Source organism: Devosia oryzisoli (assembly GCF_014837245.1).
GTDB classification, from domain to species: Bacteria; Pseudomonadota; Alphaproteobacteria; order Rhizobiales; family Devosiaceae; genus Devosia; species Devosia oryzisoli.
The window spans coordinates 122998-137815 of sequence record NZ_JACYFU010000005.1 but is presented as its reverse complement, the minus strand read 5'-3'; the positions used below and the strand labels follow the sequence as shown (position 1 = coordinate 137815).

General features: G+C 65.1%; 15 protein-coding genes. 8 read left to right on the top strand and 7 right to left on the bottom strand.

Annotated elements, in window-relative coordinates; all coding sequences use genetic code 11:
• The first annotated feature begins 76 nt into the window (after positions 1-76).
• Positions 77-523 (top strand): RrF2 family transcriptional regulator, encoded by a 447-nt coding sequence (locus IC608_RS16835; protein ID WP_191777915.1) that lies wholly within the window; start codon positions 77-79, stop codon positions 521-523.
• A gap of 1 nt (position 524) precedes the next feature.
• Here the strand turns inward: IC608_RS16835 and IC608_RS16830 are convergent, their stop codons facing one another.
• Together IC608_RS16830 and purU are read right to left on the bottom strand one after the other, a co-directional pair.
• Positions 525-680, bottom strand: a complete 156-nt coding sequence (locus tag IC608_RS16830; protein WP_191777914.1) for a hypothetical protein — start codon at positions 678-680, stop codon at positions 525-527.
• A gap of 75 nt (positions 681-755) precedes the next feature.
• Positions 756-1610: a formyltetrahydrofolate deformylase gene (gene purU, locus IC608_RS16825; protein WP_191777913.1), complete on the bottom strand. Its 855-nt coding sequence runs from the start codon at positions 1608-1610 to the stop codon at positions 756-758.
• A gap of 442 nt (positions 1611-2052) precedes the next feature.
• Here purU and IC608_RS16820 point away from each other — a divergent pair, with 442 nt between their 5' ends.
• A complete protein-coding gene (locus tag IC608_RS16820) occupies positions 2053-2412 on the top strand; it encodes a hypothetical protein (RefSeq protein ID WP_191777912.1) in 360 nt (119 codons plus the stop codon).
• Between the two features lie 22 nt (positions 2413-2434).
• Here the strand turns inward: IC608_RS16820 and IC608_RS16815 are convergent, their stop codons facing one another.
• From IC608_RS16815 to IC608_RS16800, 4 genes are all read right to left on the bottom strand, one after another.
• Positions 2435-3244, bottom strand: coding sequence for an ABC transporter permease subunit (locus tag IC608_RS16815; RefSeq protein ID WP_191777911.1), 810 nt, complete (start codon positions 3242-3244; stop codon positions 2435-2437).
• 1 nt (position 3245) lies between these two features.
• Positions 3246-4199, bottom strand: coding sequence for an ABC transporter permease subunit (locus IC608_RS16810; RefSeq protein WP_191777910.1), 954 nt, complete (start codon positions 4197-4199; stop codon positions 3246-3248).
• A 163-nt stretch (positions 4200-4362) separates the two neighbouring features.
• A complete protein-coding gene (locus IC608_RS16805; RefSeq protein WP_191777909.1) occupies positions 4363-5514 on the bottom strand; it encodes an ABC transporter ATP-binding protein in 1152 nt (383 codons plus the stop codon).
• A gap of 186 nt (positions 5515-5700) precedes the next feature.
• Positions 5701-6792, bottom strand: coding sequence for a polyamine ABC transporter substrate-binding protein (locus tag IC608_RS16800; protein WP_191777908.1), 1092 nt, complete (start codon positions 6790-6792; stop codon positions 5701-5703).
• Positions 6793-7221: 429 nt separating this feature from the next.
• On the opposite strand from IC608_RS16800, the gene IC608_RS16795 reads away from it, so the two are divergent.
• The 3 genes from IC608_RS16795 (at position 7222) to IC608_RS16785 (ending at position 10111) form a co-directional block, all read left to right on the top strand.
• Positions 7222-8166 carry a pseudouridine-5'-phosphate glycosidase gene (locus IC608_RS16795; RefSeq protein ID WP_191777906.1) on the top strand — a complete coding sequence of 315 codons (945 nt, stop codon included), beginning with the start codon at positions 7222-7224 and terminating at the stop codon, positions 8164-8166.
• On the top strand, positions 8163-9053 hold the full coding sequence (locus IC608_RS16790) for a carbohydrate kinase family protein (protein ID WP_191777904.1): 891 nt from the start codon (positions 8163-8165) through the stop codon (positions 9051-9053). Before IC608_RS16795 ends, IC608_RS16790 begins: the two co-directional genes overlap by 4 nt.
• An 86-nt stretch (positions 9054-9139) precedes the next feature.
• Entirely contained in the window at positions 9140-10111 is a 972-nt protein-coding gene (locus IC608_RS16785; RefSeq protein WP_191777903.1) for a zinc-binding dehydrogenase, read from the top strand.
• Between the two features lie 156 nt (positions 10112-10267).
• Here the strand turns inward: IC608_RS16785 and IC608_RS16780 are convergent, their stop codons facing one another.
• Entirely contained in the window at positions 10268-11584 is a 1317-nt protein-coding gene (locus tag IC608_RS16780) for an NAD(P)H-dependent oxidoreductase (RefSeq protein ID WP_191777901.1), read from the bottom strand.
• A 168-nt stretch (positions 11585-11752) separates the two neighbouring features.
• Between IC608_RS16780 and IC608_RS16775 the strand changes: the two genes are divergently transcribed.
• The 3 genes from IC608_RS16775 to IC608_RS16765 are packed head-to-tail and all read left to right on the top strand — an operon-like array spanning position 11753 to position 14751.
• The gene (locus IC608_RS16775) at positions 11753-12040 is read left to right on the top strand and encodes an STAS domain-containing protein (protein WP_191777898.1); all 288 of its coding nucleotides are present in this window, start codon (positions 11753-11755) and stop codon (positions 12038-12040) included.
• On the top strand, positions 12040-12405 hold the full coding sequence (locus IC608_RS16770) for a response regulator (protein WP_191777896.1): 366 nt from the start codon (positions 12040-12042) through the stop codon (positions 12403-12405). Before IC608_RS16775 ends, IC608_RS16770 begins: the two co-directional genes overlap by 1 nt.
• Positions 12406-12444: 39 nt before the next feature.
• Positions 12445-14751, top strand: coding sequence for a chemotaxis protein CheA (locus tag IC608_RS16765; protein ID WP_191777894.1), 2307 nt, complete (start codon positions 12445-12447; stop codon positions 14749-14751).
• The last annotated feature ends 67 nt before the right edge of the window (positions 14752-14818 follow it).

Genomic DNA, 14818 nt, shown 5'->3' with positions numbered 1-14818 from the left:
CAAGGAAGGCCGCGATGACAAGGCGGTGCCGCCGGTGATACCGGAGCCCAAGGGTTAGGCGGGAAAGGCAAGAGGGATGATCTCGCAAAAGGCCAAATATGCTCTGCGGGCGCTTGTGTCGCTGGCGCGGGCGGGGCGCGGGCAAACGCGCATGATCGGCGAGATCTCCAAGGACCAGGCCATCCCCAAGAAGTTCCTCGAGCAGATCCTGCTCGAGCTCAAGAGGGCCGGGCTCGTGGCCAGCCGGCGCGGGCGCATGGGGGGCTACGAACTGCTCAAGGCGCCCGAGGAGATCACCTACGGCGAAGTGCTCAGGCTGATCGACGGGCCTATCGCGCCGCTGCCGTGCCTCTCGAAAATTGCCTATCGCAAGTGCGAGGACTGCAAGGACGAGGGCAGTTGCGAAATCCGGCATGTGTTCGAGCGGGTGACGCTGGCGACGCGGGCCGTGCTCGATCGCACCAGCCTGGCTGACTCGCTCAACCTCGAGGATTTGCCCATCGACGACATCGTCTCGGCCTGAGTTAGCCGCCGCCGAAGACGCCCGCGACGAGGCCGAGCGCCATGGCGCGCAGGTCGGGGTTGTTCCAGAGGACGAAGGTGCCCAGCGCCAGTGCGGCGAGCACGATCAGCCCCAGCACCTTCTTGAGGACGGAAAAGACCAGCCAGGCGACGACCACGGCGGCAACGCCGAGGCCGATTAGGGTTGGGGTATCGGTGGGAATGGCGCTCTCCTCGGGTGGAGGCTTCGCCTACTAGCCGAATACGACCGTCTTGCGGCCGTTGAGCATGACGCGGTTTTCGAGGTGCAGCTTGACCGCCCGGGCCAGCACACGTGATTCGATGTCGCGGCCGGCGGCGACAAGGTCGTCCGGGCTCATGGCATGGGTGACGCGGGCCGTCTCCTGCTCGATGATCGGGCCTTCATCGAGGTCGGGCGTCACGTAGTGGGCGGTGGCGCCGATGATCTTGACGCCTCGCTCGTGCGCCTGGTGATAGGGCTTGGCACCCTTGAAGCTGGGCAGGAAGGAATGGTGGATGTTGATCACCTGGCCGAAGAGACGGGTCGAGAGATTGTCGGACAGAACCTGCATGTAGCGCGCCAGCACCACGAGATCGGCGCCGGTCGACTTGACGATGTCGAGCACTTGGGCCTCCTGCTCCGCCTTTGTCTCCTTCGTGACCGGCAGGTAGTGGAACGGCACGCCGGCATCCTCGGCAATCTTGCGCGTGTCTTCGTGGTTCGAGATCACGGCGGCGACCTCGGCGTCGAGCCAGCCGACGCGGATCTGGTAGAGCAGGTGCAGGAGCGTGTGGTCGAATTTGGAGACCAGGATGACGATGCGCTTCTTGCGGCTTTCGTCGCTGAGCGCGGTCTTCATGTCGAAGCGCTCGATCGGTGATTTGAGGGCCTTCTCGATCGCCTCGCGGCTCACCCCCTCGGGCGCGGTGAAGGCCAGGCGCATGAAGAAACGACCGGTCTCGCGATCCCAGAACTGGTTGGATTCGGCGATGTTGGCCTTGAGCGCCGCCAGCTCGGTGGTGACGGCGGCGACGATGCCGGGCCGATCCGTGCAGGAGAGGGTAAGGACGAAATTGGCTGCAGACACGCTCGGACCTCCCGGGGGACTTTACGGGCAGCGGTATCAATGGCTTGGCGCCTGCCGTCAAGGGCCCGCGGGGTGCCGGGCGGCTTAGGGGTCAACCCCGGCGCGGGTGACCGCGAGAGGCAGTTATCCCAGTGCCATGAAAAAGGGCCGCCCTTGCGGACGGCCCTTTCCGAGCATTCGGCCTCGAGGGCCGTGGAGGGGTGCTAGCCGAGATCACTCCCTGCCATCACCTTGAACCCCAGGCCACACTCGAGAACCTTAATCTCTTTAGACACTGGATCACCTCCTTCCGATTGGTTGAACATGGCAGAAGCTTGCGACACATTTTTAGCCCTGTAAAGCCTTGAAAAAATGCGCGACCGACCCAAGGCCGAACGCTGGAGGGAACAGGTTTGGGCGCCAGCAGTTTTGCCGCTGCAACGTAAGCCTTGGGACGACACGCATGCTGACACGAGTGACGATAAGCCTGATCGCCTTGACGGTCCTCTCGGGGACCGCCCTTGCCCACCACAAGCCAGGCCATCACATGCCTCCGGGTCAAGCCAAGAAAATGGAACGCGCCACACGCGTGATCCCGCCTGATGTGCAGGTTGTCGTCCCCGCGCAAGTGCAGGTCGTCGTGCCGGACCAGATGCAGTTCGTGTGCCTCATCACCAGCGAGGTTCCCGGCGATCCCTATGCCGGTGTCGTCTCCTCCTATTGGTTGCCGCGCGCCGAAGCAGAAGCGGAGGCCAATCTGGGCGACAGCTTCATCATCTACCATCCCGACTTCAACACCGAAGACGGCTGCCTGAGCATTTAGAACCTCGCCGCGACGGGCGCTGTCACGCCCGTGACGAGCGTGGCCGGTTGCGGAGCTGGATGATGGTGGCGGTGAGGACGCCGAGCGAAACGATGCCGATGATGATGGTGGCGAGCGCATTGACGTCGGGCGAAACGCCGAGGCGCACCTTGGAAAAGATGACCATCGGCAGGGTCGAGGAGCCGGGGCCGGAAACGAAGCTGGCGATCACCAGGTCATCGAGCGACAGCGTGAAGCCCAGGAGCCATCCGGACACCAGGGCGGGGGCGATGATGGGCAGGGTGATGTCGAAAAAGGTCCTGAGCGGGCTCGCGCCCAGGTCCATCGCCGCTTCCTCGAGACTCCGGTCGAAATCGGAGAGGCGCGACTGCACCACGACACACACATAGGCGGTGCAGAAGGTGGAGTGGGCGATGACGATGGTCAGCATGCCGCGACCCTGCGGCCAGCCAAGCACCGATTCCATGGCGACGAACAGCAGCAGCAGGGAGAGCCCGGTGATGACGTCGGGCATCACCAGCGGCGCCGAGACCATGCCGGAAAACAGCGTGCGGCCGCGGAAGCGGCGGAAGCGCACCAGCGCTATGGCGGCCAGCGTGCCGAGCACGAGGGCAATGGAGGCGCTGATCGCCGCGATCTGGAGGCTCAGCCAGGCGGCCCCGAGCATCTGCGGATCGCTGAAGAGTTCGCCATACCATTTGAGCGAGAAGCCGGACCAGACCGTGACCAGCCGGTTTTCGTTGAAGGAGAAGACCACGAGCGAAATGATCGGCGCGTAGAGGAACGAGAAGCCCAGCGCCGCAACGATCGGAATGAACCAGCCCCGGCGCATGCTACTTCTCCACCACGGCGTTCTGGGCGCGCTGCAACAGCATGATCGGGACCACGACGACCACCAGCATGGCGATGGCCACGGCGGCGGCGCGGGGCCAGTTGGTGCTGGTGAAGAATTCGTCCCAGAGCACGCGGCCGATCATCAGGGTTTCCGGACCACCGAGCAGCGAGGGAATGACGAACTCGCCGATGGCGGGAATGAAGACCAGCATGGATCCCGCGACGATGCCGGGCAGCGAGAGCGGCAGGGTGATGGTGAGGAAGGTGCGCAGGGGACGCGCGCCGAGATCGGCCGAGGCCTCGAGCAGCGAGCCGTCGAGTTTGACGAGGTTGGTATAGAGCGGCAGGATCATGAAGGGCAGGTAGGTGTAGACGATGCCGACATAGACGGCGAAATCGGTCTGCATCATCACCAGCGGCGGGATGCCGAAGAGGCCCAGGAACTGGTTGATGACGCCATTGCCGCGCATGAAGCCGGTCAGCGCATAGACGCGCAAGAGGAACGAAGTCCAGAACGGCAGGATCACCAGCATCAGGAGGATGTTGCGCCAGCGATCCGGGACCCGCGCGATGGCATAGGCCATGGGGTAGCCGATCAGGAGCGTGATGATGGTCGAGATCAGCGCGATGCGGATCGAGGAGAAATAGGCCGCGACATAGAGATTGTCGGTGAAGAGGCGGATGTAGTTGGAGAGGTGCAGCGTCAGTTGCACCGTGCCTTCCTCGGTGGAGAGGAGGGCTGAATAGGGCGGGCGGCCGAACTGCTTGGTGGCGAGCGAAATGCCGAACACCACGGCCAGGGGCACGAGGAAGAAGACCAGCAGCCAGAGCACCGGCGCGGCCAGCACCAGCATGCGCCCGGTGATACCCATCCGCGCCAGGCGCCGCTCGAACACGTTCCAGGGCTTGAGGCGCCGCGGCGGCGGGATGGTGGGGTCGTGCGCGGTGGTCATGCCCCGGTCTCCATCGGAGAGAAAGTGTCCCCCTCATCCGGCGCTGCGCGCCACCTTCTCCCCGAGGGGGAGAAGAATGGGCCGGTGCGCGCCTTGTTCCTCTCCCTCTCGGGGAGAGGTGGCTGGAGCGGAGCGGAGGCCGGTGAGGGGGTTTTTGCGCCCATCACGACGTCAGCACCGAGCCGGAGCTGTCGCCCCAGGTGACGAAGACGCGCTCTTCCCAGGTGATGGCGTCGGGGTTGCCGCGGGAGGCGTTGGTCTGGCTGACGCGGATGCGTTTGCCGCTGTCGAGCGCGATCTGGTAGACCGAAATATCGCCCAGATAGGCGATTTCCTCGACCACGCCGCTGGTCACGTTGGCATCGTGGCCAACCTCGGGGCGCTCACGGCTCAGATGCATCTTTTCGGGGCGGATGGCCCACCAGAGCAGCTGGTCGGGCGCGCAATCGACGCCGTGGCCCACATAGATGTCGCAGCCCAGTTCGCCCGAGCGGATGCGGATGTGGTCGGGCTCGTCTTCGGTGACGATGCCTTCCACCATGTTCACCGAGCCGATGAAGCCGGCGACGAAGCGGGAATTGGGAAATTCGTAGATGTCGGCGGGCTCGCCGATCATGGCGATCTCGCCCTGGTTCATGACGCCGATGCGGGTGGCAAGGGTCATGGCCTCTTCCTGGTCGTGCGTGACGACGATAAAGGTGACACCGAGCTGTTCCTGGATTTTTACCAGCTCGAACTGGGTCTCCTCGCGCAGCTTCTTGTCGAGCGCGCCCAGCGGTTCGTCGAGGAGGAGAAGCTTGGGACGCTTAGCGAGGGCGCGGGCGAGGGCGACGCGCTGGCGCTGGCCGCCCGAGAGCTGATGCGGCTTGCGCTTGCCGTAATCCTGGAGCTTGACCAGCGTCAGCAGCTCGCTGACGCGCGCGGCGATCTCGGCGCGGGGCAGGTGATCGCGCTTGAGGCCATAGGCGACGTTCTGCTCGACGGTCATATGCGGGAAGAGCGCATAGGACTGGAACATCATGTTCACGGGCCGGTTGTAGGGCGCGACGTCGGTCATGTCCTGGCCGTCGATCTCTATGGTGCCCGAGGTCGGCGTCTCGAAGCCCGCCAGCATGCGCAAAAGCGTCGACTTGCCCGAGCCCGAGCCGCCAAGCAGGCAGAAGAGCTCGGAGCGGTAGATGTCGAGGGACACGTCGTTGACGGCAGCCACGTCGCCGAACTTCTTGGTTACGTTGCGGATGCGCACGAAAGGCTTGTTGTTGGCGGGATCACGCCAGGGCCGGGTGTCGATCGCGAGCTGCGGTTTCTTGGCCATTCTATTTCCTAGCCGCTTTGGCGACACACAGTCAGGTAAGGCACTTTTTCGCGGCTTTCACCGCGGTCCCTCCCCCTGGACGGGGCAGGCCAGGAGGGGGCGACAGCACGACTATCGTGGCTCACCACCCCACCCTTGATCCCTCCCCGCAAGGGGGAGGGTATCGACTGATGGCTCAAATCCCGATTACTGGCCGGTCTTGATCCGGGTCCAGGTGCGGGTGAGGATTTCCTCGTAGTCAGGCGAGTGCGCCTGCATCACGAAGGCCTTGGCGATGGTCTCGGCGGGCGGATAGATGCCCGGGTTGTTCTTGACTTCGTCGTCGACAAATTCCAGCGCCGGCAGGTTCGGATTGGCATAGAAGACGTAATTGGTGATCGCCGCGACCACCTCGGGCTCCATGATGTAGTTGATGAACTTGTGCGCATTGTCCGGGTGCGGCGCATCGATCGGGATGGCCAGGAAGTCAAAGAGCGTCGCGGCGCCTTCCTTGGGGATCAGGTAGTTGACCTCCGTCCCCTGACCAGCCTCGGCGGCAGCGTCGGAGGCGATGAAGATGTCGCCCGAATAGCCCAGCGACAGGCACACTTCGCCGTTGCCCAGATCGTCGATGTACTGGGAGGAGTGGAAGTAGCGGATATAGGGCTTGATGGAATTCATCAGCTCTTCGGCCTTGGCGAGATCTTCCTCGCTTTCCGAATTGGGGTCGAGGCCGAGATAGTGCAGCGCGATGCCCATGACTTCGGAGGGGCTATCGAGCACGGTGACCCCGCACCCGGCGAGCTTCTCCACCACTTCGGGCTTGAACAGCAGATCCCAGCTGTCGATGGGGGCGTCGGCGCCCAGCGCTTCCTTGACCTTGGCGACGTTGTAGCCAAGGCCAATGGTGTTGATCATGTAGGGGACGCCGTGCGCATTGCCCGGATCCTGGCTTTCGGCCGTCTTCATGACGGCAGGGTCCATGTTCTTGAGGTTCGGAAGTTTGGACTTGTCGAGCTCGTGGATCAGGCCCGCCTTGATCTGGCGCTCGAGGAAATTGCCCGAGGGGACCACGATGTCGTAGCCCGAGGAACCGGCGAGGAGCTTCGCGTCGACGATCTCGTTGTTGTCGTAGACGTCGTAATTGACCTTGATGCCGGTCTCCGCCTCGAAATTGGCGATGGTATCCTCGGCGATGTAGTCGGACCAGTTATAGACGTTAAGGACCGGTTCTTCCTGGGCGAGGGCGGGGCTGGCGATGGCGAGCGCGCCGAAGGCAAGGGCAAGCGTCTTGTTCATTTTCGGGAAGTCTCCTCGTGGGGACGGCGGGTGGCGTCGCGGGGACGGCCGGTGGTGCGCAAAGCGCGGTGGGGAGCCAATGCCGCGGCTCAGCCCCGGGCCCTCATGGGCGAGAACCCGGAATGGGAAAGTGTGATACTGGAAGATATGCCGTCAGGGGCTGCCAGATGGCGCCCGGGGCAGTCGCTGCGATGGGCCCGGAGCCGGGCGCGTATCGAGGCGCGAAGACTGCGCCATCAACAATGGACCGTGTCAGCGAAGTGCCCTTTCCCTCGTCAATGGCGGGCAAATTATCGCCAAATCGGTGGCCCGACAAGGCGGTGAAACAGAGATTTTGGGGGACTTGACCACCCTGTTGTCGCAGCGCACAAGCGGACGCTGAAGCGGCCTTTCCGCCGGCCGCGACCGACCAAGCGGGAGAGCTCCCCCATGAGTGCGAAAGCCTATCTATCGGTTTCGGGCGAGGTGAAGACGGCGTTGGGGAGCGGCAAGGCCGTCGTGGCGCTCGAGAGCACCATTATCACCCATGGCATGCCCTACCCGCAAAACCTCGAAATGGCGCGGCAGGTGGAGGCGGTGGTGCGCAGCGCCGGCGCTGTGCCGGCCACCATCGCCATCATGGACGGCCGGCTTTGCGTGGGCGTGTCGGGGGAGGACCTGGAGAGGCTGGCGCTGGAAGGCCACAAGGCGGCCAAGGCGAGCCGGCGCGACGTGGCCGCCCTTTTGGCGAGCGGAGAAATGGCCGGCACCACCGTTGCCACCACCATGCAGATCGCCGCGCTGGCCGGCATCCGGCTCTTCGCCACGGGCGGTATTGGCGGCGTGCATCGCGGCGCCGAGGACAGCTTCGACATCTCGGCTGACCTCGAGGAAATGGGGCGGACGCCGGTGACCGTGGTCTGTGCCGGCGCCAAGTCCATTCTCGACATCGCCAAGACACTCGAAGTGCTCGAAACCAATGGCGTGCCGGTGATCGGCTACGGCACCGACGACTTTCCCGCCTTCTGGGCCCGCACCAGCGGCTTCAAGGCAGACCGCCGCATCGATAGCGCCGAAGAGCTTGCCCGGCTGATCGCCATCCAGAACGATCTGGGCATGGGCGGCATGTTGGTTGCCAATCCCATCCCCGAGGCCGACGCCTGGGAGGCGGCCGTCATCGAAGACTTCATTGCCGAGGCGCTGGATGATGCGCAGGCAGAGGGCATCAAGGGCAAGGCCACGACCCCGTTCCTGCTGCAGCGCATTTTCGAATTAACCGAGGGCAAGTCGCTGCAGTCGAATATCGCGCTGGTGCTCAACAATGCCCGCGTGGCCGCGGACATCGCCGTGGCGCTCGCCGCCCTCAAGAACCAGGCGCCCGTCCGGCTGGCATGAGCGGCACGGTCCTCGTCATTGGCGATGTGATGACCGACATCATCGTGGCGTCCGAAGGGCCGATCGTGCCGGGGTCGGATCGGCGTGCCGCCATTGTGCAGCGCCCGGGCGGTTCGGGCGCCAATCAGGCGGTGTGGCTGGCTGCGGCGGGCGTGCCGGTGCGCTTTGCGGCGCGTGTCGGGGCGGCTGACTTAGCGCTTTATCGTGATCGTTTCAGGCAATGGGGCGTGGAGCCGTGCCTTGCTGCCGATGCCACGCTGGGGTCGGGGGTCCTCGTGACCCTGCTCGATCCTTTGGGCGAGCGGAGTTTTCTCACCGACAGGGGCGCCAACCTCAACCTCTGTACCGCCGACCTGCCGGCCACGCTGCTCGATGGGGTGGAGCTCCTGCTGGTCTCGGGCTACAGCCTGTTTGCGCCGGTGCCGCGCGCGGCCGTGCAGGGGCTGATGCGGGCGGCGCGGTCGCGCGGCGTGGCGATCGCCGTGGACCCGGCGTCCACCGGCTTTCTTGCAGAAGTCGGACCACAAAACTTTCTCGATTGGGTTGGCCCCCTCGATTGGCTGTTCGCCAACGATGCGGAAGCGGAGTTCCTGACGGGGGTGGCCGACCTCGATGAGCAGGTGCGGCGGCTTGGGGCGCAATTTGAGCACGTCATCATCAAGCGCGGTCGCTTCGGCGCCACCCTCGGGGGCCGGGATGGCGTGACCCTGGGCCAAGCCGCGCCCGTGGTGCGTGCGGTGGATACCACTGGGGCGGGCGACGCCTTCGCCGCCGGTTTCGTGGCCGCCCTGCTGGCCGGGGAAGCGCCGGAAACCTGCCTCGAACGGGGTATCGCCAATGGCACCCGGGCCGTGCAGCGGGTTGGCGGACAACCAGAGCGACCCTAGGGCGAGAGGGCTCGGCGCGCTGCCTCGCCTTGTCTGGTGCGTCCCCACGCCTATCTTCCAGCTTCGGACATGTAGAGGAGACAAGCATGAAGAGCGCAGTCTACGAGAGCTTCGGAGCGCCCGAAAACGTCCTGAGGGCAACCGAGCGGGATCGGCCCATCCCCGGTCCGGGCCAGGCTTTGGTGCGGATGCGGCTCTCTCCGGTGCACAACCATGACCTCATGACCATCGCCGGCCAATATGGCCTGAAACCGAGCTTGCCGGCAGTGCCCGGCACGGAAGCGGTCGGGGTGGTCGAGGCGCTGGGCGAGGGCGTCGAATCGCTTGCGGTCGGCCAGCGGGTGGCCGGCGGGGCGCAGGAGACCTGGGCCGAGTTCTACCTCGCCGATGCGGCGCGGGTCGTGCCTGTCCCGGACAGCGTCGATGACGAGACCGCGTGCCAGCTGGTGTCGATGCCGCTCAGCGCCAAGATGCTCCTCGACACGCTCGAGGTGACGGCAGGCGACTGGATCGCGCTCAACGCCGCCAACGGGGCGGTGGGCAAACTGGTCAGCCAGTATGGGGCCGAGAAGGGGATCAAGGTGCTTGGACTGGTCCGGCGCGCCGAGGCGGTGGACGAGATGGCCGCGCTGGGCTTTTCATCGGTGGTCGCAACAGAGGGCGAGGGCTGGCAGGAGAAGGTGCGGGCGCTGACCGGGGGCGCGCCGATCGTTCGCGGGATCGAGTCGCTGGGCGGGGACGGCGCCAGCCAGCTCGCGTCCATTCTGGCCGATGGGGCGCAGTTGGTCAGCTTCGGCGCCATGACCGGGCGACCCCTGAAACTCTCGGCTGGCGACCTGTTGTTCCGCGGGATCACGGTCAAGGGGTTCTGGGGCGCCAGGCCGCCGGTCAAGCCGGAGCGCATCGGCGAACTCCTGGGCGAGCTGGTGCGCGATGCCGCGGCGGGGACACTGAAGCTGCCTATCGAGAAGGCCTATGGTATCGACGAGGTTGCCGAGGCCGCCCGCGCCAGCGGCGAGCCGGGCCGCAAGGGCAAGATCGCGATCCGCGGGAGCTGAGGGCGGCCCGACGATCGTATGGAATGGTGTCTCGCTCGCGCTTTTTATTGGCGGGAGCGAGGCGGAGGGGCTTTCACCCCTCACCCCGGCCCCCTCCCCTGAGGGGCGAGGGGGCGCAGGACGGGTATTCTCGGGGTCGGACCAGGCTTATCTTTTTCAGGCGTCGCCCAGCATGCGGTCCTGTTCCTGGCGCAGGGCGAAGAGGCGGGTGGTGGTGTCGGGCTGGCAATTGGCTTGGGTCAGCAGCGCCCCCTTGGGGACGGGGGCGGTGACGGTGCCCCCTTCAAGCAGGCCCACCGGCACCGCGCCGGCGGCGCGGGCATCGGTGACCGTCATGGCATAAGAGCGATAGCAGGTCTCCCCGATGGCATCGAGGCTGTCGCCGGGCTTGAGGTCGCGCTTGGCGACGGCACACACCTCCGCCACGGGGCGGGGCAGGGGCACCATGTCCGGCTTGCCCGTCAGCATGATGCGCGCGCAGGTCAGCGGCACTTCGAGGCTCGTCAGGTGATAGGGGCGGAAAAAGCCGTAGTAGGGGCCGTGGCCGATGTGCAGGTCGTCCATCCGCTCGATGATGCGCGGATGCTCGGCCTTGACGATGACGAAGACGCCCGGGGCCACACCCTTGCCGATGGTGAAATCCACCACGCCGGAAGTGTTGAGGATGCCGCCGTCGGCCTTCGGAATGAGCACCTTGGCCATATCGTCGCGATTGGCGGCAGGGCCATGCATGCCCGGCACGTCGGGGACGAGGCCGGTGGCGTTGGCGATGGCGGTCATCTCGACGGCGGTTTTCGAGCCATCGACGAACTCGACCAGCATGCGCGGGTTCATGTTGCGGCGCGTCGCTTCTTCCCGATAGTCGTCCGGGACGGCATCGTGTTTTAGAGGATTGTTCTTGCCCTTGCCGGCGGCAACGATGTCGAGCCCGAGTGCGGAAACGAACTCGATCAGTTCCATGCAGGAGGACGGCTCGTCGCCCGCACCGACGGAATAGACGACGCCAAGCCGGTCGGCCTGGGCCTTCAAGTAGGGGCCGATGGTGACGTCGGCCTCGACATTCATCATCACCAGATGCTTGCCGTGTTCCATGGCCATGAGATCGTAGTCGGCGGCCACGCCCGGCTTGCCGGTGGCATCGATCACCACGTCGATATTGGGCGTCGTGACCAGCGTTTCGGCCGAGGTGATGGCGATCTTTCCTGCCTCGATGGCGGCCAGCGCCTGGGCCGGCGTTTCGGCCTCCCGCCCCCGCGAATCGTCGCCATAGGCAATGGTCATGGCGTCAAGCGCGGTGTGCGGGCGGCGGGTGGCGATGGCGGCCATCTCGATGCCCTGCATCAGGCTCATCTGGGTGACGAGGTCGGTGCCCATCTCACCTGAACCAATGACGCCGACGCGAATGGTCTTGCCTTCATCGGCGCGGGCGGCGAGGTCTCGGGCGAGACCGGTGAGGGCGATCTTGGCGGGCATGGGGCTTCCAGTTTTCTCGGACGGCCTGCGATAGCCTTCCGGCAGGGCAAACCGCAAGGGGCGCAATACGGTTGCGTTGAGGCCAAGTCGCTGCGGATTAGCACTTCTTAAACCGTTCCTCTCGAATATGCTCCTTGGAGAGGACTCCGGGGGGCAGGCCTTACGCCTATGGCTACGAAAACCAACCAAGAGATCGCGCTGCCGGCGGTGATCGATCTGGATGCCATCGATCACGTGCGCGACAGCCTGATCGATGCGCTCGAGGAGGGATCGGTGACGGTCAAGGCCGGCGGTGTGGAGCGGGTATCCACCAATGCTCTGTTCCTGTTGCTGAGCGCGGCCGAAACTGCCCGAAGAAACCATTTTGAGTTTGCCATTGATGCGCCGAGCGCGGTGATGAACGCCGCCATCGAGCGACTGGGCCTCACTGCCCAGTTTTCGGGGATAATGAGATAATGACGCTGCGTGTTCTGACGGTCGACGATTCACGGACCATCCTGGCCATGCTGCACCACACCCTCAGCAATGCTGGGTTCGAGGTGCTGCAGGCCGAGGATGGCAAGCAGGGGCTCGACATGCTCCGCGCCGAGGCGGTCGACGTGGTGATTACCGACATCAACATGCCGGTGATGGACGGCATCGAGTTCATCCGCAATGTCCGGGCGACAGGCCAGCACAATTCGCTGCCCATCCTCATCCTCACCACCGAGACCAGCCAGGACAAGCGCGACCAGGGCAAGGCGGCCGGTGGCACGGGCTGGATCGTCAAACCCTTCGACCCCGAAAAGCTGATCTCGGTGATCCACCGCGTGGTGCACTGACCTTCCCCACCTGACCCAGAAGGGTTGTAAGAGCCGCAGATGAGCGACCTCGACGACTTCAAAGCCACTTATTTCGACGAGTGTTCGGAACTCCTGACGGAGCTCGAGGAGCAGTTTTCTGCCATCGAGGAGGGTGAGCGCGATGCCGACCGCCTCAACGCGGTGTTTCGCGCCATCCATTCCATCAAGGGCGGCGCCGGGGCCTTCGGCTTTTCCGCTCTGGTGGGGTTTGCCCATGCCTACGAGACACTGCTCGATTATGTGCGCGACGGCCGGGTGGACCTGACCGACGAGGTCGTCAACCTCTGCATCCGCGCCAATGACATCGTGGCCGACCACGTCAACGCTGCGCAAACCGGCGAGGCCCTACCCGCCAACTACGGCGCGGCCGAGAAGACGCGGTTCGACGCGATCGCGCGCGGCGACGCCGTCGAAACCGACGATGACGGCGGCGCGCCGATGGACGAGTTCGACATCGAGTTTACCCCCGTCCGGGTGGACCTCGAGGTGTTCGCGGATGGCGAAGCCCCGGTGGACGATGCCTTCGAGGTGCCGCCCATGACCACGATGGAGGCGGGCCAGTGGGAGATCCGCTTCACGCCGCACCAGGCGCTCTACGCCCGCGCCAACGACCCGTTGCTGCTGTTCCGTGAACTTGCGGCGCTGGGGCGGATGAGCGTGCGGCCAGTGCTGCGGGCCATCCCGCCGATCAGCGACTTCGAGCCCTTCGGCGTCTATGCCAGCTGGGAAATCAGCATCGTATCGCCCACCGTGACCGAAGCCGCGATCCGGGAAGTCTTCGAATTCGTCGAGGGCGACTGCGACATCTCGATCGTCGATGCGTCGCTCGGCGGAGTGAATCCGCCCCCCGAGGTTCTGGTGGAGCCTGTCTGGGAGGCGCCCGACGAAATCGCGAGCCTGCTGCAATTGAGCGACGACGAGGTCGCTCCTGCCTTCACGCCGGAACCCGCCGCGGTGGCCGTCGGCGCACAGGATCATTTCGAGGAGGCGCCGGGCCTGAGCTTTGCGGCGCTGGCCGAAGAGCTCAAGACGCTGGCACCGCCCAAGGCGCCACCGGCCCCCGTTGAGAGCGCTCCCGTTGCGGCGGCGCCGAAGGCGGCCTTGCCAAGCAGCGGCGACGGCGACGAGCATGGCGCCCGGACAGCCGGGGTGCAGTCGATCCGTGTCGACCTCGACAAGGTGGATCGGGTGGTCAACATGGTGGGCGAGCTGGTGATCACCCAGTCCATGCTGACCCAGCAGATGGATGAGACCTTGCGCGCGCGCTACACCGAACTGGTGCGGGGCCTTGAAGTCCTGGCGCAGACCACGCGCGGCCTGCAGGATTCGGTGATGGCGATCCGCGCGCAGCCGGTCAAATCGGTGTTCTCGCGCATGCCGCGCCTGGTGCGCGAGCTCGCCACCAAGACGGGCAAGAAGATCAAGCTCGAAACCATCGGCGAAGCGACCGAAATCGACAAGACGGTGATCGAGCAGCTATCCGATCCGCTGACCCACATGATCCGGAACTCCGCCGACCACGGCATCGAGACGCCGGAAAAGCGCCTCGCCGGTGGCAAGTCCGAGACGGGCACGATCCGGCTTTCGGCCGAGCAGGCGGGCGGCAACATTCTCATTATCGTCGAGGACGACGGCGCGGGTATCAACCGCGAGCGCGTGCTCAAGCTGGCACGCGACAAGGGCATCGTAGCGCCCGAGCTCACCCCAACCGACGAGCAGATCGACCAACTGATCTTTGCTCCGGGCTTTTCCACCGCCGAGGCGGTGAGCGACATTTCCGGCCGCGGCGTCGGCATGGACGTTGTGCTTTCCAACATCAAGAAGATCGGCGGCTCGGTGCATGTGCGCTCCTGGACCGGCAAGGGCACGCGCATGACACTGCGCCTGCCGCTGACCCTGGCGGTGCTCGACGTCATGCTGGTCAAGGTCGGTGGCGGACCCTATGTGGTGCCGCTCTCCTCGATCGTTGAAACCATGCAGTGTTCCCGCGCCAGCTTCGAGCGCGTCCCCTCCGGCGGCAAGGTCCTGCAGGTACGGGGCGAATATGTACAGGTGATCGACCTGGCGCAGCGGTTCGAGATCGGCACCGAGGTCGCGGCCGCGGACCGCTTCGTCGTGCTCTGCGAAACCGAGGGCAGCCACAAGGTGGCGCTGGTTGTGGACGACATCATCGGCCAGCAGCAGGTGGTCATCAAGTCGCTCGAGGAAAACTTCGAGCGGGTCGAGGGCATTGCCGGCGGCACCATCCTCGGCGACGGCAACGTCGCGCTGATCGTGGATGTCCAGGGCCTCAAGACCACGCCCTTGCACCAGAGCGCTGCCTAGGGTTGTCCGGTTGCCGTTAACGGCTTGGCGTCACTTGGCGCGATAGTATTGCGAAGGCCCAGAAGGG

Excerpts from the sequence above, each read along its gene's own strand:
- IC608_RS16775 (WP_191777898.1), top strand. The coding sequence starts at position 11,753 with ATGGCTACGAAAACCAACCAAGAGATCGCGCTGCCGGCGGTGATCGAT.
- IC608_RS16835 (WP_191777915.1), top strand. The coding sequence starts at position 77 with ATGATCTCGCAAAAGGCCAAATATGCTCTGCGGGCGCTTGTGTCGCTG.
- IC608_RS16765 (WP_191777894.1), top strand. The coding sequence starts at position 12,445 with ATGAGCGACCTCGACGACTTCAAAGCCACTTATTTCGACGAGTGTTCG.
- IC608_RS16810 (WP_191777910.1), bottom strand. The coding sequence starts at position 4,199 with ATGACCACCGCGCACGACCCCACCATCCCGCCGCCGCGGCGCCTCAAG.
- IC608_RS16820 (WP_191777912.1), top strand. The coding sequence starts at position 2,053 with ATGCTGACACGAGTGACGATAAGCCTGATCGCCTTGACGGTCCTCTCG.
- IC608_RS16790 (WP_191777904.1), top strand. The coding sequence starts at position 8,163 with ATGAGCGGCACGGTCCTCGTCATTGGCGATGTGATGACCGACATCATC.
- IC608_RS16800 (WP_191777908.1), bottom strand. The coding sequence starts at position 6,792 with ATGAACAAGACGCTTGCCCTTGCCTTCGGCGCGCTCGCCATCGCCAGC.
- IC608_RS16815 (WP_191777911.1), bottom strand. The coding sequence starts at position 3,244 with ATGCGCCGGGGCTGGTTCATTCCGATCGTTGCGGCGCTGGGCTTCTCG.
- IC608_RS16780 (WP_191777901.1), bottom strand. The coding sequence starts at position 11,584 with ATGCCCGCCAAGATCGCCCTCACCGGTCTCGCCCGAGACCTCGCCGCC.
- IC608_RS16785 (WP_191777903.1), top strand. The coding sequence starts at position 9,140 with ATGAAGAGCGCAGTCTACGAGAGCTTCGGAGCGCCCGAAAACGTCCTG.
- IC608_RS16770 (WP_191777896.1), top strand. The coding sequence starts at position 12,040 with ATGACGCTGCGTGTTCTGACGGTCGACGATTCACGGACCATCCTGGCC.
- IC608_RS16805 (WP_191777909.1), bottom strand. The coding sequence starts at position 5,514 with ATGGCCAAGAAACCGCAGCTCGCGATCGACACCCGGCCCTGGCGTGAT.
- IC608_RS16795 (WP_191777906.1), top strand. The coding sequence starts at position 7,222 with ATGAGTGCGAAAGCCTATCTATCGGTTTCGGGCGAGGTGAAGACGGCG.